This is a genomic window from Mesorhizobium sp. M8A.F.Ca.ET.207.01.1.1 (assembly GCF_004794715.1).
GTDB lineage: Bacteria > Pseudomonadota > Alphaproteobacteria > Rhizobiales > Rhizobiaceae > Mesorhizobium.
Map to the genome: position 1 here is coordinate 718,519 of NZ_SRUS01000001.1, position 20,308 is coordinate 738,826.

Genomic DNA, 20,308 nt, shown 5'->3' on the forward strand with positions numbered 1-20,308 from the left:
TAGTCCACGCTTCCCCTGAGCAAATCCTTCATCGTACCGGCAAGCGGTGCTATCCACGACAACTCGTTGGAACCGACAATCCGGAACGCGCATGGATTTTTTGACACTCCTGCATTCGGCGCCCTTGTTGCTGACTTTGGTCAAGGCCGCGTTGCCGCACGCGCTTGCCACGACAATGGCGTTCGGCCAGTGGTTCGCTTCGGTGCCGCCGTGCCGTGACGTCGCCTTCGAGGCCGGCAGCTTTCTCGTCTGCGAGGTCGATCCAAAACTGTATTCGATCGAACTGTTCTGGAAAGATCAGGGCGGCAAGCCTTTTCAGTCGCTGCACAATCTCGACAACGCCCAGCGCGCGGCCGGCCGTACCATGCTGTTTGCCATCAATGCGGGCATGTATCACCCCGACCTCAGGCCGGTCGGCCTCTATGTCGAGCGCGGCCGGGAAATGGCCGGTGTGAAGACGGGATCGGGCAGCGGCAATTTTTCGCTGCAGCCGAACGGCATCTTCTATATCGGCGGCGGCAAGGCCGCGGTGCGGGCGACCAGGGACTTCGTCAGGCAGCGGCCAGCCACCGACTATGCAACGCAATCAGGGCCGATGCTGGTGATCGACGGCCAGCTTCACCCGAAATTCCGATCCGACGGCACGTCGCGCAAGAGCCGCGACGGCGTCGGGGTGCGAAAGGATGGCGTCGCCGTCTTTGCCATCTCGAACGGCACGGTGACATTCCATGCCTTCGCCCGCCTGTTTCGCGACGCGCTCGGCTGCGACAACGCACTCTTCCTCGACGGCACTATATCGAGTCTGCTCGCTCCGGCCATTGGCCGCAACGACGACTATTGGAACCTGGGGCCGATGATCGGCGTCTTCAGGAAACGCGGCTGACGCATGGCGCCATCCCCTAGGTCTGGGCATCGCGCCTGCCTCGCAGCCTGATGACAATCACGGCGACGATGATCGCCGCCACTATGGCCGCGATAACCGCCAGCCCGAACAGGCTGGTCGCGTCGAGTTCGGGCAGGCTGTCGGCCCCTTTCGCCACCAGCCATCCGGGCGACAGCACGACCGGCGCCCAGATGATCGCCGACAGGATGTTGGCGATCTGGAAGCGGCGCCTGTTCATGCCCATCATACCCGCGACCAGCGGCACGGTGGCACGCACCGGACCAAAGAAGCGGCCGACGAAAACTGCGGCGAAACCGTAGCGATGGAAGAACAGGCGCGCCCTGGCGATCTCGCGGCGATAGTGGTTGAGCGGCCATTTGTGGACGACGCCGCGCCCGAGCCATTTGCCGAGAAAATAGGAGATGGTGTCGCCGAGCGCCGCACCGATCATCGCGGCGAGGAGAACGGGCAGGGGTTGGACGATACCGGCGCCCACCAGGCCGCCGACGATGATCAGCACCGTGGTGCCGGGCAACAGGATGCCGACCAGCACCAGCGATTCGCCGAAGGCCAGCAGCCCGACCACGAGGCCGGCCCAGGCCTGATGGTTCTCGATGAAACAAACGCTTTGGTCGATGAACGACTGCACGCAAGCTCCCTTTTGAAAGTGTTTCTCAGCTGCCGCTGTCGAGCAGGCTCCTGAGTTCGTCGAGCTTGTCGTTGACGAGCCAGCCACGTGGCCCGGCGCCTTTTCAAGAATTTTGGGAACACCGGCGCAAACGCCGCATGCCGTTCTCAACAGCCACATCATGGCGCTGTCAAGGCTTGGCCGGGCCGCCGCCGGCGACTGTCTGAAAGGGGCCACAGCTATGGTAAAAAACTTGATTCAAACTTTATTGGTAATTTCTCGTTCATAACTCGTCTGGTTGTCCGTCGGCCGTCGCCTTCGGTCTGTTGTGTTTGAGTACAGGTCCAGATGCGGTTATCAGGCGTCATCAGTTTCGTGATCGCATCGCTGTGCCTCGCCGGCTGTTCGTCGACGTCGGGCATGGACGCGCTCGACATGCAGAAGCCATCCAATGAAACGACCAGTTCGGTGGTGCGGCCAAGCGCGCCGATCGCGTCCGTTCCGGTGGCCAGGGCAAACGCGCCGCGCAAGCGGGTTGAGGTTGCGTCCGCGGACGACACCGCTCGCCCCTTTGGCCTGGCGGAGGAAGAGACGGTGGCGTTTCCCGCACCCGAACTGCCCAACAGCGCCGAGCCGCCGATCGAGGAGGCTGCCCTGGTGTCGCCACCGAAGCTGCTGTCGCGGGCGGCACCGGCCATGCTCGCAGGACCGGTCACGCGCTACGGCTTCCGCGACGCCAAGCCGATCAATTTCGGCCGCTCGTCGCCCCGCCACCTTGCCGTGCACGGTGTCGACGTGTCGCGCTGGCAGGGTGACGTGAATTGGGAAAAGCTGCGCGCCCAGGGCGCCAACTTCGCCTACATCAAGGCGACCGACGGCGGCGACCACCTCGACCCGATGTTTATGAAGAACTGGCGCGGCGCGCAGGCCGCGGGGCTGAAGCGTGGCGCCTATCATTTCTTCTACTGGTGCCGCACCGCCGGCGAACAGGCCGACTGGTTCATCCGCAACGTGCCGAAGGTCGACGGTGCGCTGCCGCCCGTGATCGACGTCGAGTGGAACGGCGACTCCAGCTGCCAGCGCCGGCCGTCGCGCGAAAAGGTGCTGGAGAAGATGCAGGTGTTCATGGACAAGCTGGAGCGTCACTACGGCCAGCGGCCGATCATCTACACATCGCCCGACTTCTATCGCGACAACCTTCGGGGCGCCTTCCCAGACTATCCCTTCTGGCTGCGCGCCGTGGCCCGGCATCCGTCCAAGGTCTATCCCGATCGCAAGTGGCTGTTCTGGCAGTATTCCGGTTCCGGCCTGTCGCATGGCGTGACCGGTCGCATCGACCTCAACGTCTTCCATGGCGATGAGCGGCAATGGCGCGCCTGGGCCGGCGGTGGCGGCAGGCAGATGATGGCTGACGCGGATTAGGCAGCGCGACTAATGGGCGCGCGAGCCGGAAGCATCGCCGCGGGGCGCCTTGTCCGAGTGCCGGCGCGATTCGTCGAACGTGGCGAAGGCCAGAATCCCGGAAAATAAGCCGAAGCTGATCAGGACCGCCGCGATAACCATGATGTCGTAGCTGGGCACGTTCGTTCTCCGTTTGATGATTGCCATTGCCGGAGAAGACAGGATGAACGCAGGCAGGGCCTTGATCTGGGTCAACCAAGCCATTGAGGCGGCGCGCGATCCATTCATTGCTGCGGTGGACAGACCTGGATTCGAATGCCCGGACCGTCGCCATGCGTCCATTCAAAGGCAATCCCACCGGGGTAACGAGCGGAGATGGCGCGCCTGGGCGGGCGGCGCGGGCCGGCAGATGATGGCCGACGCGGATCAAAGCAGCGCTGGCTCGGATTCTTATTGCAGCTGAGCGCTGCGGCTGTTGCGTTCCTCGCTCAGCCGCAGCGCCGTCCTCAACCCCATGATCTCGGAAATCGCCGCGTCGATCATGGCCAGAAGCGTCAGCGTGTCGTGCTGGCTTGGATCGGCCCTGACATAGGCAAGCTGGTTCACGATGTCCTTGTCGTCGTCGGCTTCGTCGTTCATGTCCGTCTCCCGACTTGCAGCCTCGCGAAAGTTCCCGGCCCTTTTTAAGCCGATCGCCCCGGTCGTCAAATTACGCTTCAGCAATTCAGTGCGCGTGAGGCGCCGGCATTGGTGTTTTGCGAATAAGCGAGACATTGCCGCCGCGGTGCTGTCTAGTGCCGGTTCCTGTACTCCGGGGGGATCAGGGTGGAGCTCCAATTTCTGCTTGTCGGATTTGCCTGCGCGGTCGCCGGCATGTTGTCGTTCATCACCTTCGTGAAATGGCGGGAGGTGCAGGCCCTCAGCCACTGGTTGCCGACGCCGGGAAAGATCATTTCGTCGCGCGCCGAGGCGCGTGAGGTGAGAGTCTCGGGCGTTGGCCCGGACAGCAATGACACCACCGAAATCCGCAATTTTCCGGCGATCACCTTCGAATACAAGGTGGGCGGCAAGACATTTCGCGGCTCGCGTTACAGTGTGAAAGAGAATTTGGGAAATTTCGAAGTCGCTGAAACCCTGGCGCAGTTTCCGCGCGGCGCCGAGGTGACTGTCTTCTACAATCCGGCCGATCCGAGCAAGGCGGTGATCGAGCGCACCTTTCCCGATGGCGCCTTCAAATTCATGGCCAAGCTGTCGGCGGGACTGGTGATCGGCACAGTGGTTCTGGTGTTTTCCGTTGGCGGCGTCCTGGAGGGGATCAGGCCGCATCTGGCCAAGCCGCAGAATCTCGGGGCGGCGGCGCTGCTGTTGTTCATGGGCTTGTTCGTCCTGCGCATGGGTTTCGCCCAGAAGGCGCTTGCCAGGCAAGCGGTGCAATGGCCGGTCGCCGCCGGCCGCATCGATGCGTCGGGCCTGCAGACGATCCGCGCCAATGGCAGCTATCGCTGGCGCACCGTCTTTCGGTCGCGCATCGTCTACAGCTATGGCGTCGCCGGACAGCGCTACAGCGCCGATCGTGTCGCTTTCGGCGTCAGCGTGACGGCCTCGCTGCCCGGCCTCGTCGGCGGTCAGGCAAGACGGTATGTCGAGGGCAGCAAGGTCGACGTGCACTATGACCCGGCCAATCCCGCCTCGGCGGTGCTCGAATGCCGCGTGCGCGGGCTGTGGCTGCTGTGGGTTTGCTCGCTGGGCTTTCTCGGCGCCGCCGCCTGGCTGGTCGTTTGAGGCGCCTGCTTTCATGACGAGGCATTCAATGATCACCGGCAAACTGGCCTTGTTCTTCCTGGCTCTGCTCGGCGCCGTGCAGGCAGCGAGCGCAAAAGAGTGTCTGTTGAGCCACGCCACCTATCGCGAACCGCGTTCGGGTGCGGTCATGCAATTCCGGCCGCTCCACAATGAGCCGGCGGCGCTGACGGCCGAAGTGTTTTCGCTGACCGTGCCGAAGACCGACATTCGCCTGCCGGCCGACATCACCTGGACCAATGGCAGGAATTCGTTTCCGCTCGGCACCATCCGCCACACCTGTACCGACGACGACCGCGAGGCGGGGCTGGAGGATGGCAGCGGGCTGTGCCGGATATGGATGGGGCAGGTCTATGCCTTGACCGGAGGCGGCGCCGAGCAGCTGAATTCGCGCGAAGCGACGCCGGCGCCGAAAGGGCTGTTGCTGCCTGATTTCGGCGCTGCTTTCACCGAATTTGCCGACTTCGCCAAAGCCAATCGGAACGGCTCGGCATGGGACGCCTTCACTTTGGCGGGATGCAGCGATGAATAGCGCGATGGGACTGATCAGCCTGACCTGCGCCCTCTTGGCACCGGTGACGGGCAATTGCCGTGGCTCGTGCCGAAGAAGCCCGCATCATCGCGCCGCCCGGCGACAAATGCGTTTGGGAAAGCACCGTATATCATCGGCTCGGTCGTAAGATCGGGCCGAACAAAAAGCCAAGGCCGACCCCTTCGGGCCGGCCTTGGATACCGTGAATAAGCCGATGTTTAGTGCCTCAAATTCTTCTCAGCTGCACCCGCTCGTGGCGCCACACGTGTCGCACTTCTCGCAAGTCCCATTCCTTACCATGGTAAAATTCTGGCACTCGGAGCAGGAATTGCCGGTGTAGCCTTGCAGCAGCGACTTGGCGCGGCGGTCGGCGGCGAGTTTCTTCGCCTCGGCTGCTTCCTGGGCCGCCGTGTCGGTGAACAGCGCCGCGGTGGTGTCGGTCGAGGCATCGGAGGCCGCTTCCTCGAAGGCGATGTCCTCGGCCAGTTCCTTGGCCCGCTCCTCATAGTCGCGCTTGTAGGCGATCGCCTCGTCGCTGGCCGGCTTCAACGCCAGCACGTTGGAGCCGGAGAAGGCCGTCGGCGCCGAGCGGGCAGGGGTGCCGGAGCCGGCAAAGCCCTTCGGCTCGCTGCCGCTTGCCCTCGACACCAGCTTCACCGGCGAACCGCGGGTCAGGCCCTTGGAGACGGCGTCGGTCTTGCCTTCGCTGATGCCGCGGCCAAGCGCGGTGTTGGAGAAGTCCGACTGGTCGACATGGGCGAGATCGTTGCGGCCGAGATAGGAGATGGCCAGTTCACGGAACACGTAGTCGAGGATCGACGTCGCGCTCTTGATGGCGTCGTTGCCGATGACCATGCCGGCCGGCTCGAACTTGGTGAAGGTGAAGGCGTGCACATATTCGTCGAGCGGCACGCCATATTGCAGGCCGAGCGAGATCGCGATGGCGAAGTTATTGAGAAGGCCACGCAGCGTGGCACCCTCCTTGTTCATGTCGATGAAGATCTCGCCGAGACGGCCATCGTCATATTCGCCGGTGCGCAGGAATATGGTGTTGCCGCCGATCTTGGCCTTCTGCGTATAACCCTTGCGGCGGCCGGGCAGCTTTTCCTGCTCGCGCGACACACGCTCGATGATGCGTTCGACGATGCGTTCGGTGATCTGCGCCGCGCGCGCCGCCGCCGGTGCCTGGATCAGCTGCTCGACCGCATCGTCCTCGTCCTCCTCGCCATCGGCGAGCAGCGAGGCATTGAGCGGCTGCGACAGCTTCGAGCCGTCGCGGTAGAGCGCGTTGGCCTTCAGCGCCAGTTTCCACGACAGCATGTAAGCGCTCTTGGCGTCCTCCACCGTCGCGTCGTTCGGCATGTTGATGGTTTTGGAGATGGCGCCGGAAATGAACGGCTGTGCCGCCGCCATCATCTGGATGTGGCTGTTGATCGAAAGCGAGCGCTTGCCGATCTTGCCGCACGGGCTGGCGCAGTCGAACACGGCGAGGTGCTCGGCCTTGAGGAAGGGCGCGCCTTCCAGCGTCATAGCACCGCAGACATGGATGTTGGCGGCCTCGATGTCCTTCCGGGAGAAGCCCAGCGCCGGCAGCATTTCGAACGAGAAGTCGTTGAGCTGCTCGTCGGTGAAGCCAAAAGTCTCCTTCACCCAGTCGGCGCCGAGCGTCCACTGGTTGAAGACGAACTTGATGTCGAAGGCCGACTTAAGCGCGGCATTGAGCGCCGCGATCTTGTCGTCGCCAAAACCCTTGGCCTTGAGCGAGCCGGGGTTGACGGCCGGCGCCTGGTTGAGATTGCCGTGACCGACCGCATAGGCCTCGATCTCGGCTATCTGGCTCTCGGAATAGCCCAACGTGCGCAGCGCTTCCGGCACCGCGCGGTTGATGATCTTGAAATAGCCGCCGCCGGCGAGCTTCTTGAACTTCACCAGGGCAAAGTCGGGCTCGATGCCGGTGGTGTCGCAATCCATGACCAGACCGATCGTGCCGGTCGGCGCGATCACGGTTGCCTGCGCGTTGCGGTAGCCATGCTCCTCGCCGAGTTCGATGGCGCGATCCCAGGCGGCCTTGGCGTGGGTGGCCAAATCCTGCTGCTTCAGGTCCGACGCCACGAGAGGCACCGGATTGACGGCGAGTTTCTCGTACCCGTCCTTGTCGCCATAGGCGGCGCGGCGGTGGTTGCGCATGACGCGCAGCATGTTCTGGGCATTGCGGTCATAGTCGGGGAAGGCGCCGAGCTCGGAAGCCATTTCCGCCGAGGTGGAGTAGGCGACGCCGGTCATGATCGCGGTCAGTGCTGCACAGATCGCGCGGCCCTCGTCGGAATCGTAGGGAATGCCCGAGGTCATCAGCAGGCCGCCAATATTGGCGTAGCCGAGGCCGAGCGTGCGGTAGTCGTAGGAGAGCTTGGCGATCTCCTTCGATGGGAACTGCGCCATCATGACCGAGATTTCGAGAACCATGGTCCACAGCCGCACGGTGTGCTCGTAGGCAGCGATATCGATCGTGCCGTCGGCATTGCGATAGGGGAGAAGATTGATCGAGGCGAGGTTGCAGGCCGTGTCGTCGAGGAACATGTATTCCGAGCACGGGTTGGAGGCCCGGATCGCACCGGCGGAGGCGCAGGTGTGCCAGTCGTTCATCGTCGTGTTGAAATGCAGGCCGGGATCAGCGGAAGCCCAGGCGGCGTAGCCGATCTTTTCCCAGAGGTCGCGAGCCTTCAGCGTCTTCAAGACCTTGCCGTCCTTGCGGGCGGTCAGGTGCCAGTCGGCGTCGGTCTCGACGGCGCGCAGGAAATTGTCCTTCAGCGACACCGAATTGTTGGAGTTCTGGCCCGAAACGGTGAGGTAGGCGTCAGAATCCCAGTCGGTGTCGTAGGTCTTGAACGACATCGAGGTGTAGCCCTGCTTGGCGAACTGGATGACGCGGTAGATGTAGTTTTCCGGCACCGCCGACTTCTTGGCCAACTTGATCTCGCGCTTCAGCGCCGTGTTGATGGCCGGATCGAAGCAGTCGTCGTCATGGCCTTCGCAATTGACGCAGGCCTTCATGATCGCTTCGAGATGCTTCTTGACGATCTTGGAACCGGTCACCAGCGAGGCGACCTTCTGCTCTTCATTGACCTTCCAGTCGATGAATTCCTCGATATCGGGATGGTCGGCGTCGACGATGACCATTTTCGCCGCACGGCGCGTCGTGCCGCCCGACTTGATGGCGCCAGCGGCGCGGTCGCCGATCTTGAGGAAGCTCATCAGGCCGGACGAGCGGCCGCCGCCGGACAGCTTTTCGCCTTCGCCGCGCAGCAGCGAGAAGTTCGAGCCGGTGCCGGAGCCATATTTGAACAGGCGCGCCTCGCGCACCCACAGATCCATGATGCCGCCCTCGTTGACGAGGTCATCCTGCACGCCCTGGATGAAGCAGGCATGCGGCTGCGGATGCTCGTAGGACGACTTCGACTTGGTCAGCTTGCCGGTGAAGGGGTCGACATAGAAGTGACCCTGGCTCGGACCGTCGATGCCATAGGCCCAGTGCAGGCCGGTGTTGAACCATTGCGGCGAGTTCGGCGCGACGCGCTGCGTCGCCAGCATATAGGCAAGCTCGTCGCGGAAGGCGCGCGCGTCTTCCTCCGACGCCTTGAAGTAGCCGCCCTTCCAGCCCCAATAGGTCCAGGTGCCGGCCAGCCGGTCGAAGACCTGGCGGGCGTCGATCTCGGAACCATAGCGCTCGGCTTCCGGCAGCTTGGCGAGTTCGGCTTCATCGGCGACGGAGCGCCACAGGAAAGAGGGGACGTCGTTCTCCTCGACCTTCTTCAGGCGCGCGGGGACGCCGGCCTTGCGGAAGTATTTTTGGGCCAGGATGTCGGCGGCGACCTGGGAGAACTGCGCCGGCACATCGATATTGTCCAGTCGGAACACCACCGAGCCATCCGGATTCTTGATCTCGGAAAGCGCCTTGCGGAATTCGATCTCCGCATAAGCAGATTGGCCTGGCTTGGTGAAACGACGCTCGATGCGCATTGGTCCGGTCCCTTTTGTCTATATATAGCGCGTTCACCAGGGGATTTCTGCCCCCAAAAGGCGAAACGCGCAGTCCGCCGTTTGCCGGCATTGCGAACAATGCCGGCATCTCCACTTCGCGGGCGCGGCCACACACACGACAAAACCCCCTGCCGGGCGTTTGCCGAAGCTGCCAATCGACCCCGCGGGTCCCTCAAGACTGAATTTTTCGATTCCCTCACCTGAGGGAAATTCACACTATCTAGCGTCGAACCTAGCTGCAAACACTAAATATAGTATTAACAGACAATTTATTCCAGTCCGACAATTCTCCCTTTCGTCGCCCCACCACCCACGATCCCAACGCTTCCGCCGGCCTCGTAAACAGGCGGAAATGCGGGCAAAACGCACATAATCCGGGAAAAAGACCGGGCTCAGAACTTTCCGGTCGCGCTCTCAACAGGAGCACATGGCCTATAAAAGGCGACTCGTTTCGAGCCGTCAAGGATTCGTTTGCGTAGCTTTTGTGACCCCAACATCTTGTGTGTCACACATGTGGATAACGGGGATAGAATTGACCGCTGTGGCGGCCATTTTTCCGCCGGCAGGTATGCGCGATCCCGGTGCGTGTACGCGGACTGCGGAAATACTGTGCCGCGAACTCAAAAAGCCCGGCACGCCGGTGCGCCAGGGATCAGCCGTAATGCAGCTTCGGCTTGGGTTCAGTGCCGGTGAACTGGACGCCGAGTCGGTCGCTGCGGCGCCAGCGGACCTCGCAGCGATAGGCGACGCCGTCGAGCGGCACATAGAGAAGGAAATGATCGGGAACCCGGGCCTCGAGCGGTATTTTCAGTTCGGCGCCGCCCGCATGCTGGTTACGCACCATGCAACTCACTTCGGAATTCTGGATACCGGTGATGATCGTTCCACCCTTGAGCACGCGCGGACGATGCTCGCGCTGGGGCTCGGTGGACTCTTGCTGAAGTGGGTTTACAGGGTTCGCCATCGATGAAACGCGCCAGATTGGCCAATTTCTACCGAAGAAAAATTAGCAAACCATTCACGCGATACTTCACATGGTTGTGAAATGATTACGATCCACGCACGGGGTGGATGGCCTGCGCCCTAGGAGAACCTGCGTGGGTCGGCGCAGAAATAGGCGATGATCTGACACAGGTCCGGTTCATTGACCATGCGCACCGCTTCGCTGGAATTGACCCATTTGCGGATGCGGGAGTGCTTTTCCTTCCAGCGGTCGGCGACCTTGTCGACGTGCAGCGGATACACCAGCACCTCGCAAGGCACTTCTTCGCCCGAAGCCAGCACCTTGGCGTAGAAATAGCGGCCGGCTTCGAGGTGGGAAATGTTTCCGCGCAGTCCCGCTTCCTCGGCGGCCTCGCGCGCTGCCGCTTCGCAGAGCGGCTCCCGGGCTTCCGGCCAGCCTTTTGGAAGCACCCAGCGGCCGGTATCGCGGCTGGTGATCAGCATGACCTCGACGCCGTTCCCGGCATCGCGCCAGGGCAGGGCGGCAACCTGCAGACGACACGGCGCCGTACCAAAGAGTCGCCGGACCCTCTCAGCCAGGTGGTTGTGTGTGGTTGGCCGTGTCAACATCGGAGAAGCTAGCCCCAAGCCTCCAGAATCGTTTGCCGTCTCACGAATCTTACGGCTAATTGTGACCAATAAAAGTAAAAACTTTGGTCAAGCTGGCTGATTCCCGTCAACAGAGGTCGATTTCACAGGATATCTTGTCGGCGGATCAGTCTGCGCAAGCAAATATTATCGCCGGCGACGCCCTGATTGGGGAAAAAACGGCTTGCCGCGAATCAACCGGCGTGATCGTCGGCGATCGGCTTTTGATAGGTGAAACCCATGTCCCAGGGAAAATAGATCCAGGTGTCCTGGCTGACCTCGGTGACGAAAGTATCGACCAGTGGCCGGCCCTTGGGCTTGGCGTAGACGGTCGCGAAATGGGCCTTGGGCATCATTGCCCGCACGATGCCGGCGGTCTTGCCGGTGTCGGTCAGGTCGTCGATGATCAGCACGCCAGCGCCATCGTCGGCCAGCAAGGCCGGCGTTATCTCCTTCAGCACCTGCAATTGTCCCTGGCTGGTGTAGTCGTGATAGGAGGCGACACAGACTGTCTCGATGATGCGGATGCCGAGTTCGCGCGAGATGATCGCCGCCGGGACCAGGCCACCGCGCGTAATGCAGACGATAGCCTTCCACTGGCCTTTGCTGGTGCCGGCAAGCCGCCAGGCAAGCGCGCGGGCGTCGCGATGGAACTGGTCCCAGGAGACCGGGAAGGCTTTTTCGGGAAGGGACATTTTTCGCGCACTCCACGGCACGCGGCGGCCGCGTGCGAGAAAACAGGTGAATGCGCGCGGAATTAACTGGAAACCCTTGGGTTTGGCAAGGGAGAGCGGTCGCGATCGCTGTGGACTTATCTCGACAGGAAAGTCGCTACCTGCGCCGTGCGCAGCACCGTGCGTGTCACCCCGCCGAACAGAAGCTGGCGCAGCCAGGAGTGGCTGTAGGCGCCAAGCACCAGGAGATCGGCACCGGTCTCCGCGATCCTGTTCTGGATCATGTCGTCGACCGAACTCCCGCCCGATTTCTGCACCGAGACACTGACGGTGGCGCCGTGGCGCGACAGGGCCGACGCGATTTCGGCGCCCGCGGCCTCCGGGCTTTCGTCGAGCGTATCGGGCGGATCTATGACCAGTATGTCGGTTTTCTCGGCCTCGATGATGAAGGGCAAGGCATCGAAGGCGGCGCGGGCGGCCTCCTTACTGCCGTTCCAGGCGAGCAGCACGCGTTTGAAGGTGGTGACGAGAGGACCGGCATGCGGCACGACCAGGACCGGCCGGCCGGCATCGTAGACCAGCGTATCGACGTCCGCGCTCGGATCGCCGCCGGTCTCGCGTTGGGCGGCGATGATGAGATCGGCGGCGCGCACGCTTGAAATGCCGGTCAGCGCGCTGTCGCCGGAGAAGCTCTCCAGGCTGCGCCATTCGAAGGAGAGGCCGGAATCCTCGACCCGCCCGAGGAAGACAGCCTGGAGCTTGTCTGCCCGCTCCCGATTCATGTCGGCGGAAACCTGCAGGAACTCCGTATCGGGAAAGCCCGTCGCCGACGTGTAGGGCACTGGGAGCGCCTCGGCATGGATGCCGATCAGATGGCTCTCGAAGCGGCTGGCAAGCGGAATGGCGCAGTCGAGCACCCGCTCGGCGTCCTGTTCATTCTGCAGAATGGCAACGATGGTCTTGAAACGCATGATGATCCCTCAATCTTGCGAGCGACCGGCCTCGCGGCAGGGAAACGTTACAGCCCCGTTCTTGGTTCCGGCCCGGCCGGATCAGTTCGCCTTGTCGGCGAAGCCAGCCACCATGGCCTCGACGTCGGCGCGCGCGGCCTCAAGCGCATCCGCGCTGCGGGCACGCACCACAAGTTCAGTCCAGAACTTGCCGTCGCCATATTTGGGGTAGGAGCCGATGATCGTATCCGGATGCGCTTTCTGGATCTCGCCCAATGGCCCGCCGACAAGGCCCTCGCCGAACGGGCAGTGCACCGTGGCCGACAGCATTTTGGTGCCGGCTCTCAGGGTCGGGACGACATTGTCGAGCATGGCCTGGAAGATCGACGGCACGCCGGCCATGACATGGACGTTGCCGATGCGGAAGCCGGGCGCCACGGACACCGGGTTGTCGATAAGGTCGGCGCCGCGCGGCATTCGCGCCATGCGCTTGCGGGCCTGCGTGTATTCGATGCCGCGCGCGGCATAGCTCGCCTCCAGCAGGGCGTAGGCCTTGGCATCGTATTCGCAAGGCACGCCGAACGCCTTGGCGATCGAATCGGCCGTGATGTCGTCATGCGTCGGACCGATGCCGCCGGTGGTGAACACATAGGTATAGCGCGCGCGCACGGCGTTCACCGCCGCGACGATCTCGTCTTCCTCGTCGGGCACGATGCGCACCTCTTTCAGGTCGATGCCGATCGCCGTCATGATATCGGCGAGGTGGCCGATGTTCTTGTCCTTGGTGCGACCGGACAGAATCTCATCGCCGATGACCAGCATGGCGGCAGTAACGATTTCAGGCATGGAAGGCTCCGGCAGACGCGCAGTCTGAATAGCGCGGCGGACGAGCGGCGGCAATGCCGCCCAAATGGCGGACGACCCGGCATACGGGGATATCACCTGGATTGCAGTGGTTGGCTGGCCTGGACGGGAACAAGCCTGATTGTTCTCGGACCCGGGCTGTGAACCACCGCCTCGCCAAGTCGGTCTGTTTTGTCCATCCTTGCGGCGCCATCGCGGGCGGGTAAGGTGCGCGGCTCGGATCCGGGTGACGAATGCTGATGTCGATTCTGCTCTGGCTGTTTGGCGCGGCGTTTCTGGCGGCGATCCTCGTGATTGCCTCTCTGCTGCTGGCCACGCTGTGGATAGCGGCGAAAGCGGAAAGATTGGTGCCGCCGGTCGGAAAATTCGTCGAGATCGACGGCAACCGCATCCACTATGTCGATGTCCGGGAGGGACGGCCGGTCGTCTTCGTGCATGGGCTTGGCGCCCAACTGCATCATTTCCGGCACACCGTGTTTGGCCGTTTCGGTCCTGGCTACCGCCTGATCGCGCTCGACCGTCCGGGCTCGGGCTATTCGACGCGGGCAAGCGGAGCGACGGGCCGCTTGCCCGAGCAGGCCGAGATCATCAGGCGCTTCATCGAAAGCCTGGGACTGGAAAGGCCGTTGGTGGTGGGCCATTCGCTGGGCGGCGCCATCACGTTGACCCTGGCCGTCGAACATCCCAATGCGATTTCAGGCATCGCATTGCTGGCGCCCTTGACGCATCTGGAGACAAGGACGCGCCAAGGATTTAACCTGCTGTACATACCTTCACGCCTGTTGCGGTGGTTCATGGCCTATACCGTGGCGATACCGGCAAGCCTCAGATATGCCCGGCCGACGATGGACTTCATCTTCGCGCCGCAAGCCGTCCCTGGCGACTATATGAGCGGGGGAGGCGGATGGCTCGGCTTGAGGCCCGGCCACTACCATGCGACATCGACCGATGTCGTGGCTGTCGAGGAGGATCTCGGCCACATCGAGCGCCGCTATGGCGAGATCGCCATGCCGGCCGGCATTCTCTTCGGCGGCGCCGATCGCGTCATCGGCATGGCTGTCCATGGCGAGCCGATGCGGGAAAAGGTCGAAGGACTAGATTTCGAACCCGTCGACGGTCTCGGCCACATGCCGCAATTCGTCGAGCCGGAACGGGTTGTTGCCTTCATCAAACGCATCGCGCGACGTGCTTTTTCAGATGCGGCATCACCAAGGGTTCACGACAATTTCAATGAACCATCTGGCTGATCGCCGGGTTTACCCCGTGTCGCATCCCAAGGCGGCCAAGATACGGAGTAATTCAATGTACAGAAAACTTTTCGCAGCATCCGTCCTGACGATCGGTCTCGCCACATCGGCGATGGCCCAGTCGTCGGACGCTACCTATTCCAGCCATCACAATTGGTGGCTGTTCGGCAATGAGGATTCCTCTGCCGTCGACCAGAGCACCACCGGCAGCATCAACGGCGATGGTTCCGGATTGAATACCCTTGGCAATCCTGGCCCGGCCGGACCTTGTGCCTCAAACACTCCAGGCCCCGATGCCAATGCTCAGCGCAACATCAACGATCAGTACTGCGGCAAATAGCCAGCCGCGGGCTTGTCGCCTGCCGCCGGACGCCATCTTTCCTGGCGTCGGCGGCTGGCGCCTGGCTGGATATCAATCCGAGATTTCGGTCTGAGGCCGGTCGCGGCCGTCGGCAAGTTCCTCATGCCATTTGCCCTCGGCGTCCTCATACTGGATGCCATCGGTGGAACCCGCCACTTGTTGTTCGGCCGAAGCGATCTCGGCGGCGCGCAACGCATCCTGATGGGTGGGAAATGTCTCCGAGAAGGTCGCGCCGACCTTGTAGGCCCAGCCACCGTCATGCTCGACGATCTTGTAAGTCAGCTTCGCCATCAAAACCTCCAGTTAAAGGTCCGCCTGCTCAATGCAACCGGTCGTCTGGCAGCCGGTCGTCGGGCACCAGCACTTCCGATTCCTTGGCGGCCTCGATCAGTGCCCGGCGCGCTTCCGCCGTCGAACGATATCCTTCCAGCACTTTGAGGCAAGTGTCGAGGGCATCTCGATGACGAGGTCCGCGATTGAGCGGCCACACAGTCATCAGGCACTCCGCCGCCTCCTGGGTCGAGCGGATATGGCGATATTTGCCGACATGGCCAAGCTCGACCACGACGGGCGTCTCAAAAGGCTTGTTGTCCATCATGGCCGCAACGCAAAGCAGCCAATTTGGTTGCAAAAATGGCCTTCGGCCTGCGCCCAAAGGTCGCGTCGAGTCCGTGACGCGCTTTGGATCTCGGCGTGACGCAAGCGTTGCCCCGGACCGGATCCGCCCTCGGATCAGCCCCGGGGCATGCCTCTGGGTGCCATGTATTGGCGTCTCTGTAGCCGCAGTCGTTGCGCAGCCAGCGCGCATTCGCCCGGCCGGTCCCGCCGCGGCCGCGCCCGCCGCAGCCTGACCCAGCGCAACATTTTGCAGCCAGAATTGAAGCAGGCCGTTGGCGAACCGTTCGGGATCACAAGCGCGAGCACGCCTGTACCGGGAGAATGGCCGATCAGCCCGCCGCCTTCATCCAATGTTCCATCGTCGTCACCGAGCGGGCGAGCTGCGGCGCCGGATGGATTTTTTCGCTGAAGGTGGCGGCCGCACGCCATCCCCAGCGCGGATCCGCGAGGAAGGCGCGTGCCAGCGCCACCATATCGGCTCGGCCTTCGGCTATGACAGCCTCGGCCTGTTTCGGGTCATCGATCAGCCCGACCGCACGGGTCGGAATGCCAGCGCCCTTGCGCACGGCTTCCGCCAGATGCACCTGATAGCCCGGCCCGGTGGGCAATTTCTGCAACGGCGAATTGCCGCCGCTCGAGCAGCAGAGATAGGCGATGCCTTCGGCCTTCAGCGCTTTCGCCACTTCGATCGCGTCCTCGACGTCAAAGCCGCCATCGACCCAGTCCTTAACCGACAGCCGTGCGCCGAGCATCAGCTTTGGCACCGCTTTCTTCACCGCCCTGGCGATCTCGACGACAAGACGCATCCGGTTTTCCAGCGAGCCGCCCCAGCGATCAGTGCGCTGGTTGGACAGCGGCGACAGGAACTGGAAGATCAGATAGCCATGCGCCGCATGCAGTTCGATGAAGTCGAAGCCGGCACGTTCGGCCCGCCTGGCGGCTTCCGCGAACCGCTCGATGAGCTGCAGGATTTCCTCGTCCTCCAGCGCGTGCGGCACGTTCCAGCCGTTGTCGTAGGCGATGGCCGAGGCCGAGACGGTCTGCCAGGGATCCTCGTTTGGCTGCAATGGGCCGCCACCTTCCCAAGGCCTGCGGTTCGAGGCCTTGCGGCCGGCATGCGCCAGCTGCGTGCCGAACTTCGTGCCGGGTGCGGCCACGCGCCGGGCCGCGTCCAACGCGCGGCGCGCGGCTGCTTCATTGTCTTCGGAATAGAGACCGAGGCAGCCATGGCTGATGCGTCCGCGCCGCTCGACATCGGTCATCTCCACCGTGACCATGCCGGCGCCGGACATGGCCAGGTTCATCCAGTGGTAGAGATGCCAGTCGCTGGCCGAGCCGTCCTCGGCGGAATACTGGCACATCGGCGCCACGGCGATGCGATTGGGGAAGGTGAGCCCATCGAGCGTGATCGGCTGGAAAAGCGATGTCGACATGAAAAAAACTCCGGGAAGGGGAATGCGCTATCTAGGCAATGGCATCGTTCCATACCACACACGAGACGGTGAAGCGCGCTGGACCAATCGCTAGCTCGATTGCGCCTATACCGGTTCGCGGCTACGCCTGCGTCCGCCAGCAAGCATTGAGGTGTCAGATGGAAGACCGCATTCGTATCCGCTCGGAAGAGGTTCTCTCCGACGACTGGGCGGTCCTGAAGAAGACCGTGCTCGACTATCGCCGGCGTGACGGGCAATGGGAGACGCAGGTCCGCCAGACCTATGATCGCGGCGACGGCGCGGTGATCCTGCCCTACGACCCCCAGCGTTCGACCGTGCTTCTGGTGCGCCAGTTCCGTTACCCTGCCTATGTCACCGGCCACCGCGAGCCGCTGATCGAGGCCTGTGCCGGGCTGCTGGACGAAAACGATCCGGAGACGGCCATTCGCAAGGAAGCCGAGGAAGAACTGGGTTACCGGTTGAACAAGATCGAGCGGCTGTTTTCGCCCTATATGAGCCCGGGCAGCGTCACCGAGCGGCTCTGGTTCTTCGTCGCCCGCTATTCGCCTGCCGACCGCATTTCGGCCGGCGGCGGCGCTCCGGAGGAGGGCGAGGACATCGAGGTCCTGGAAATGCCGCTCGACGACGCACTGGCCGGCATCGCCGACGGCCGCATTGTCGATGCCAAGACCATCATCCTGATCCAGCATCTGAAGCTGAACCCGATCTCGGCTTGATCAGAGACCGGGGGATACCAATTCAGCCGGCGTGATCCAACAATCGGGTGGTGGCCGCCTCACGATGATGTTCGGAATTGACGCGATCGATGCCTTCCACGGTGATGGCGAACGTGCCGTTTTCCGTTCTGGCTATCCAGCCCTTCGCTTTTAGATACCAGAGGTGGAACTCGAGGTGCTCACGCGGACAGCCTGACATTCGTTCGAGTTCATCGTCGCCAATGCCAGGATTATTGACGTCCTGCCGGCGTCTTACATAAAGCAGTGAGAGCACTTTGGCTTGAAAGACGGAATCTCGATCGAGGTTCTTCGTGTTGTTCGCCTGATCGGTCAGCTCGGCCCGCAGGTCCAAATGGGCCTTGTACTGAATATCGTATTGCGCACGCTTGACCGGATCCTTGAGCGTGTTGTGGGCCTCAAGAATATCGCTGAAGCGCGATTCATCACCGGTGATCTGGTTGTCGGGATGGTAGCGCATGGCAAAATGACGAAAAATGCGTTCTATTGTTTCCGAATTGGCATTCGGACTGATTTCCAGCATTTCGTAGAAGTCGACGAACATACCAGGCCTTCCCGTACCGTGTCTGTTCGGCTCTCCCCGCCACAGTTTCGGGCAAGCCTGGCGACGATTATAGAGCCGAATATTTCACGATTTGCTAATGTAAAGAACGTACAAAGGACAAGAACGGAACTTCAGCAAAAACGTAAGACCTTTGCGTCCTGCACCGCAGACTTTAGTCTGATAGCGTTTCGCTCGTTAGAGGCAGCTTACCATGACCGACAAACCTTCTGAACCGCCAATTGAGCGTCGAAGTCACTTGAGAGAAGTGGTTTTGAAGGATGCGTTCATAATCACGCAGGATGGCGAAATAGGCTGCGCCGTCAGAAATCAGCATGAGCACGGCGCCGAGTTGCGTGTCGCCGCGGGGGTTGAAGTGCCAGCTAGCTTCCGGCTGCGCGTGCCGTTGGACGATGCGACCTATCGAGCGGAAGTGCGGTGGAGAAAAGGCGAGCGACTTGGCATCCAAATCCACGGCAATTTCTCGCTGAAGGTTAGATGATAGGGGAGCCGGCCTGATATTCAGGGGCGCGCCTGCCAAGGGAGCGCAGTTCGATATTCAATGTGGTGCGGACGACGGGAATCGAACCCGTACGATCAGAGATCGAGGGATTTTAAGTCCCTTGCGTCTACCAATTCCGCCACGTCCGCCTGCTGCGATTACAAGCACTTAAGCGAGGTCCGGTCCAGCCACTTACTTTCACTTGGCACCGGATTGGCACCGACGGCCAGTTTACTGTTCCGCGCCTGTTCTCATCGCAGCTTCTATCGCCGCTGCCGCGCCTTCGTCTGATCTCTTGAACAAGTGCGCGTAGACCGACAGCGTGACGACGGGTGACGCATGCCCCAGACGGCGGCTAATTGCAACCACGTCGAGCCCGCCAGCGATGAGGGCGGAGGCGTGGGTGTGTCTCAAGTCATGGAAACGCACCTTGGGAAGCTCGATGGTAGCTGGCGCGCCTTCCGCGGCTGGCTTCCTCAAGCGGTCGATAGTATCGCGCCAGGCTCCCGAAACGCGAGACGGCGCTATTGCTTCGCCATCCGGGGTGCAGAAGACCAGCGCATCCTTGCCGAGCTTCCCGCCAGGATGGCGCGTTCGGGCTTTTCAGGCTGCGCGAAAAAGAACCAGTGGTACCAGTCGCGGGCGAATGTCCAATCGGCGCGTTCCAGATGCTCCAGCACCGGCAGTCCGTCTACCGTGATCAGCTTCCGCACCCTGTCGGGATGATCCATCGCCATCCTGAATGCGACCAGACTGCCACGGTCATGCCCGGCAACGACGAAGGTCTGGTACCCTAACCGTTCCATCATCTCCACCAAGGCCTTCGCCTTCGCTCGTTTGGACGAGTATCGGCTCGCCGGGTCATCCTTCGGTTGGTAAGAGCGCCCGAAGCCCGGAAGGTCAGGGTACAGGACGTTGAAATCGGCCACCAGCCGATTCGCGACTTGGCCCCACGTCATATGAGAGCGAGGATGGCCGTGGAGGAGCAGCAGCGGCGGACCAGATCCGCCATGCCTCACCCGTATCGGCCCACTCTTCGTTCCGATCGTTTCGAGCACGAAGTTCTCGAACATCCGCATATCCTTGGAAGGCAGCCGGGTTTCCAGTTAGGGAACTCGCCGCGTCCAAAATGGTTCAGACCGCTCGCGCAGTGGAACTCCCTGTAGTGCGGCAGATGCCATCCGAACGCGCCGACCCAGTGCTTGGCTGGCGGCGCAACAATCCTTCATCCTCGAAGGCGCCCCAGCGCACCTATGATCCGAGAGTTGCTGCCGAGGTTAGTGGCCATTCGGCGAACAATGGATGCGTACCCATCCGCTGCCTCCTCTTGCGGCTTCCACCGCCCGCTTGCCGCCAGGCAGAGCCTTTACAACTGCGGCACGGGCATCGCGGCAAAGGCCGGCGATCGCCATTGATGAGGCGCTATTGAGCGTGAAGAGATGCTTCGCCATAGGTTCACTGCCTCACCCGTTCGATCAGAGGCATACTAGT

22 protein-coding genes, 1 tRNA gene and 1 pseudogene are annotated in these 20,308 nt (G+C 62.2%); 8 read left to right on the forward strand and 16 right to left on the reverse strand.

Features of this window, described 5'->3' with window-relative positions; translation table 11 throughout:
* Window positions 1-91 precede the first annotated feature (91 nt).
* Complete coding sequence (locus EN850_RS03625; RefSeq protein WP_127276112.1) at window positions 92-883, forward strand: phosphodiester glycosidase family protein; 792 nt, start codon at window positions 92-94, stop codon at window positions 881-883.
* A 16-nt stretch (window positions 884-899) separates the two neighbouring features.
* Here EN850_RS03625 and EN850_RS03630 read toward each other — a convergent pair whose 3' ends face one another.
* Window positions 900-1,532, reverse strand: coding sequence for a DedA family protein (locus EN850_RS03630; protein ID WP_136090652.1), 633 nt, complete (start codon window positions 1,530-1,532; stop codon window positions 900-902).
* A gap of 327 nt (window positions 1,533-1,859) precedes the next feature.
* Between EN850_RS03630 and EN850_RS03635 the strand changes: the two genes are divergently transcribed.
* Window positions 1,860-2,933 (forward strand): GH25 family lysozyme, encoded by a 1,074-nt coding sequence (locus EN850_RS03635; RefSeq protein ID WP_136090653.1) that lies wholly within the window; start codon window positions 1,860-1,862, stop codon window positions 2,931-2,933.
* A 9-nt stretch (window positions 2,934-2,942) separates the two neighbouring features.
* Here the strand turns inward: EN850_RS03635 and EN850_RS03640 are convergent, their stop codons facing one another.
* Window positions 2,943-3,254, reverse strand: coding sequence for a hypothetical protein (locus EN850_RS03640; RefSeq protein ID WP_145973014.1), 312 nt, complete (start codon window positions 3,252-3,254; stop codon window positions 2,943-2,945).
* A 108-nt stretch (window positions 3,255-3,362) separates the two neighbouring features.
* Complete coding sequence (locus EN850_RS03645; RefSeq protein WP_127276106.1) at window positions 3,363-3,551, reverse strand: hypothetical protein; 189 nt, start codon at window positions 3,549-3,551, stop codon at window positions 3,363-3,365.
* A gap of 186 nt (window positions 3,552-3,737) precedes the next feature.
* Here EN850_RS03645 and EN850_RS03650 point away from each other — a divergent pair, with 186 nt between their 5' ends.
* Together EN850_RS03650 and EN850_RS03655 are read left to right on the forward strand one after the other, a co-directional pair.
* On the forward strand, window positions 3,738-4,694 hold the full coding sequence (locus EN850_RS03650) for a DUF3592 domain-containing protein (protein ID WP_246689137.1): 957 nt from the start codon (window positions 3,738-3,740) through the stop codon (window positions 4,692-4,694).
* A 13-nt stretch (window positions 4,695-4,707) separates the two neighbouring features.
* Window positions 4,708-5,244: a hypothetical protein gene (locus EN850_RS03655; protein ID WP_246689138.1), complete on the forward strand. Its 537-nt coding sequence runs from the start codon at window positions 4,708-4,710 to the stop codon at window positions 5,242-5,244.
* Window positions 5,245-5,481: 237 nt separating this feature from the next.
* Here EN850_RS03655 and EN850_RS03660 read toward each other — a convergent pair whose 3' ends face one another.
* The 6 genes from EN850_RS03660 to EN850_RS03685 form a co-directional block, all read right to left on the reverse strand.
* Window positions 5,482-9,261, reverse strand: coding sequence for a vitamin B12-dependent ribonucleotide reductase (locus tag EN850_RS03660; RefSeq protein WP_136090655.1), 3,780 nt, complete (start codon window positions 9,259-9,261; stop codon window positions 5,482-5,484).
* Between the two features lie 673 nt (window positions 9,262-9,934).
* The gene (locus EN850_RS03665; RefSeq protein ID WP_127276099.1) at window positions 9,935-10,246 is read right to left on the reverse strand and encodes a PilZ domain-containing protein; all 312 of its coding nucleotides are present in this window, start codon (window positions 10,244-10,246) and stop codon (window positions 9,935-9,937) included.
* 119 nt (window positions 10,247-10,365) lie between these two features.
* Window positions 10,366-10,854, reverse strand: a complete 489-nt coding sequence (locus EN850_RS03670) for an NUDIX hydrolase (RefSeq protein WP_127869515.1) — start codon at window positions 10,852-10,854, stop codon at window positions 10,366-10,368.
* A 212-nt stretch (window positions 10,855-11,066) separates the two neighbouring features.
* Window positions 11,067-11,567 carry a xanthine phosphoribosyltransferase gene (gene gpt / locus EN850_RS03675; RefSeq protein WP_127280162.1) on the reverse strand — a complete coding sequence of 167 codons (501 nt, stop codon included), beginning with the start codon at window positions 11,565-11,567 and terminating at the stop codon, window positions 11,067-11,069.
* A 116-nt stretch (window positions 11,568-11,683) separates the two neighbouring features.
* Window positions 11,684-12,517 (reverse strand): universal stress protein, encoded by an 834-nt coding sequence (locus tag EN850_RS03680; RefSeq protein WP_127280163.1) that lies wholly within the window; start codon window positions 12,515-12,517, stop codon window positions 11,684-11,686.
* Window positions 12,518-12,598: 81 nt separating this feature from the next.
* Complete coding sequence (locus tag EN850_RS03685) at window positions 12,599-13,342, reverse strand: competence/damage-inducible protein A (RefSeq protein ID WP_127869514.1); 744 nt, start codon at window positions 13,340-13,342, stop codon at window positions 12,599-12,601.
* A gap of 257 nt (window positions 13,343-13,599) precedes the next feature.
* Between EN850_RS03685 and EN850_RS03690 the strand changes: the two genes are divergently transcribed.
* Window positions 13,600-14,607, forward strand: a complete 1,008-nt coding sequence (locus EN850_RS03690) for an alpha/beta hydrolase (protein ID WP_246689139.1) — start codon at window positions 13,600-13,602, stop codon at window positions 14,605-14,607.
* Window positions 14,591-14,947, forward strand: coding sequence for a hypothetical protein (locus tag EN850_RS03695; RefSeq protein ID WP_246689140.1), 357 nt, complete (start codon window positions 14,591-14,593; stop codon window positions 14,945-14,947). The genes EN850_RS03690 and EN850_RS03695 overlap by 17 nt, the downstream gene beginning before the upstream one ends.
* Window positions 14,948-15,019: 72 nt before the next feature.
* On the opposite strand, the gene EN850_RS03700 is transcribed toward EN850_RS03695, so the two are convergent.
* The 3 genes from EN850_RS03700 to EN850_RS03710 all read right to left on the reverse strand — a co-directional run bounded on the left by EN850_RS03700 (window position 15,020) and on the right by EN850_RS03710 (window position 17,019).
* Window positions 15,020-15,259: a DUF2188 domain-containing protein gene (locus EN850_RS03700; protein WP_015318080.1), complete on the reverse strand. Its 240-nt coding sequence runs from the start codon at window positions 15,257-15,259 to the stop codon at window positions 15,020-15,022.
* Between the two features lie 28 nt (window positions 15,260-15,287).
* Window positions 15,288-15,566, reverse strand: a complete 279-nt coding sequence (locus EN850_RS03705) for a DUF982 domain-containing protein (protein WP_127280167.1) — start codon at window positions 15,564-15,566, stop codon at window positions 15,288-15,290.
* Between the two features lie 349 nt (window positions 15,567-15,915).
* Window positions 15,916-17,019 (reverse strand): NADH:flavin oxidoreductase/NADH oxidase, encoded by a 1,104-nt coding sequence (locus EN850_RS03710; protein ID WP_136090657.1) that lies wholly within the window; start codon window positions 17,017-17,019, stop codon window positions 15,916-15,918.
* A 158-nt stretch (window positions 17,020-17,177) separates the two neighbouring features.
* Between EN850_RS03710 and EN850_RS03715 the strand changes: the two genes are divergently transcribed.
* Entirely contained in the window at window positions 17,178-17,756 is a 579-nt protein-coding gene (locus EN850_RS03715; RefSeq protein ID WP_127869510.1) for an NUDIX domain-containing protein, read from the forward strand.
* Window positions 17,757-17,778: 22 nt separating this feature from the next.
* Here the strand turns inward: EN850_RS03715 and EN850_RS03720 are convergent, their stop codons facing one another.
* Entirely contained in the window at window positions 17,779-18,318 is a 540-nt protein-coding gene (locus tag EN850_RS03720; protein ID WP_127869509.1) for a J domain-containing protein, read from the reverse strand.
* 211 nt (window positions 18,319-18,529) lie between these two features.
* Here EN850_RS03720 and EN850_RS03725 point away from each other — a divergent pair, with 211 nt between their 5' ends.
* Complete coding sequence (locus EN850_RS03725) at window positions 18,530-18,817, forward strand: PilZ domain-containing protein (protein ID WP_136090658.1); 288 nt, start codon at window positions 18,530-18,532, stop codon at window positions 18,815-18,817.
* A 63-nt stretch (window positions 18,818-18,880) separates the two neighbouring features.
* Here EN850_RS03725 and EN850_RS03730 read toward each other — a convergent pair.
* The 3 genes and pseudogenes from EN850_RS03730 to EN850_RS03740 form a co-directional block, all read right to left on the reverse strand.
* Window positions 18,881-18,966, reverse strand: a tRNA-Leu gene (locus EN850_RS03730).
* A gap of 82 nt (window positions 18,967-19,048) precedes the next feature.
* Complete coding sequence (locus EN850_RS03735; RefSeq protein WP_127280347.1) at window positions 19,049-19,375, reverse strand: tyrosine-type recombinase/integrase; 327 nt, start codon at window positions 19,373-19,375, stop codon at window positions 19,049-19,051.
* Window positions 19,348-19,890: pseudogene (locus EN850_RS03740) on the reverse strand (alpha/beta hydrolase); the annotation flags it as partial. The gene EN850_RS03735 and the pseudogene EN850_RS03740, both read right to left, overlap by 28 nt.
* Window positions 19,891-20,308 lie beyond the last annotated feature (418 nt).

Excerpts from the sequence above, each read along its gene's own strand:
- EN850_RS03625 (WP_127276112.1), top strand. The coding sequence starts at position 92 with ATGGATTTTTTGACACTCCTGCATTCGGCGCCCTTGTTGCTGACTTTG.
- EN850_RS03635 (WP_136090653.1), top strand. The coding sequence starts at position 1,860 with ATGCGGTTATCAGGCGTCATCAGTTTCGTGATCGCATCGCTGTGCCTC.
- EN850_RS03640 (WP_145973014.1), bottom strand. The coding sequence starts at position 3,254 with ATGGACGCATGGCGACGGTCCGGGCATTCGAATCCAGGTCTGTCCACC.
- EN850_RS03645 (WP_127276106.1), bottom strand. The coding sequence starts at position 3,551 with ATGAACGACGAAGCCGACGACGACAAGGACATCGTGAACCAGCTTGCC.
- EN850_RS03655 (WP_246689138.1), top strand. The coding sequence starts at position 4,708 with ATGACGAGGCATTCAATGATCACCGGCAAACTGGCCTTGTTCTTCCTG.
- EN850_RS03660 (WP_136090655.1), bottom strand. The coding sequence starts at position 9,261 with ATGCGCATCGAGCGTCGTTTCACCAAGCCAGGCCAATCTGCTTATGCG.
- EN850_RS03665 (WP_127276099.1), bottom strand. The coding sequence starts at position 10,246 with ATGGCGAACCCTGTAAACCCACTTCAGCAAGAGTCCACCGAGCCCCAG.
- EN850_RS03670 (WP_127869515.1), bottom strand. The coding sequence starts at position 10,854 with ATGTTGACACGGCCAACCACACACAACCACCTGGCTGAGAGGGTCCGG.
- gpt (WP_127280162.1), bottom strand. The coding sequence starts at position 11,567 with ATGTCCCTTCCCGAAAAAGCCTTCCCGGTCTCCTGGGACCAGTTCCAT.
- EN850_RS03680 (WP_127280163.1), bottom strand. The coding sequence starts at position 12,517 with ATGCGTTTCAAGACCATCGTTGCCATTCTGCAGAATGAACAGGACGCC.
- EN850_RS03685 (WP_127869514.1), bottom strand. The coding sequence starts at position 13,342 with ATGCCTGAAATCGTTACTGCCGCCATGCTGGTCATCGGCGATGAGATT.
- EN850_RS03690 (WP_246689139.1), top strand. The coding sequence starts at position 13,600 with ATGTCGATTCTGCTCTGGCTGTTTGGCGCGGCGTTTCTGGCGGCGATC.
- EN850_RS03695 (WP_246689140.1), top strand. The coding sequence starts at position 14,591 with ATGAACCATCTGGCTGATCGCCGGGTTTACCCCGTGTCGCATCCCAAG.
- EN850_RS03700 (WP_015318080.1), bottom strand. The coding sequence starts at position 15,259 with ATGGCGAAGCTGACTTACAAGATCGTCGAGCATGACGGTGGCTGGGCC.
- EN850_RS03705 (WP_127280167.1), bottom strand. The coding sequence starts at position 15,566 with ATGATGGACAACAAGCCTTTTGAGACGCCCGTCGTGGTCGAGCTTGGC.
- EN850_RS03710 (WP_136090657.1), bottom strand. The coding sequence starts at position 17,019 with ATGTCGACATCGCTTTTCCAGCCGATCACGCTCGATGGGCTCACCTTC.
- EN850_RS03715 (WP_127869510.1), top strand. The coding sequence starts at position 17,178 with ATGGAAGACCGCATTCGTATCCGCTCGGAAGAGGTTCTCTCCGACGAC.
- EN850_RS03720 (WP_127869509.1), bottom strand. The coding sequence starts at position 18,318 with ATGTTCGTCGACTTCTACGAAATGCTGGAAATCAGTCCGAATGCCAAT.
- EN850_RS03725 (WP_136090658.1), top strand. The coding sequence starts at position 18,530 with ATGACCGACAAACCTTCTGAACCGCCAATTGAGCGTCGAAGTCACTTG.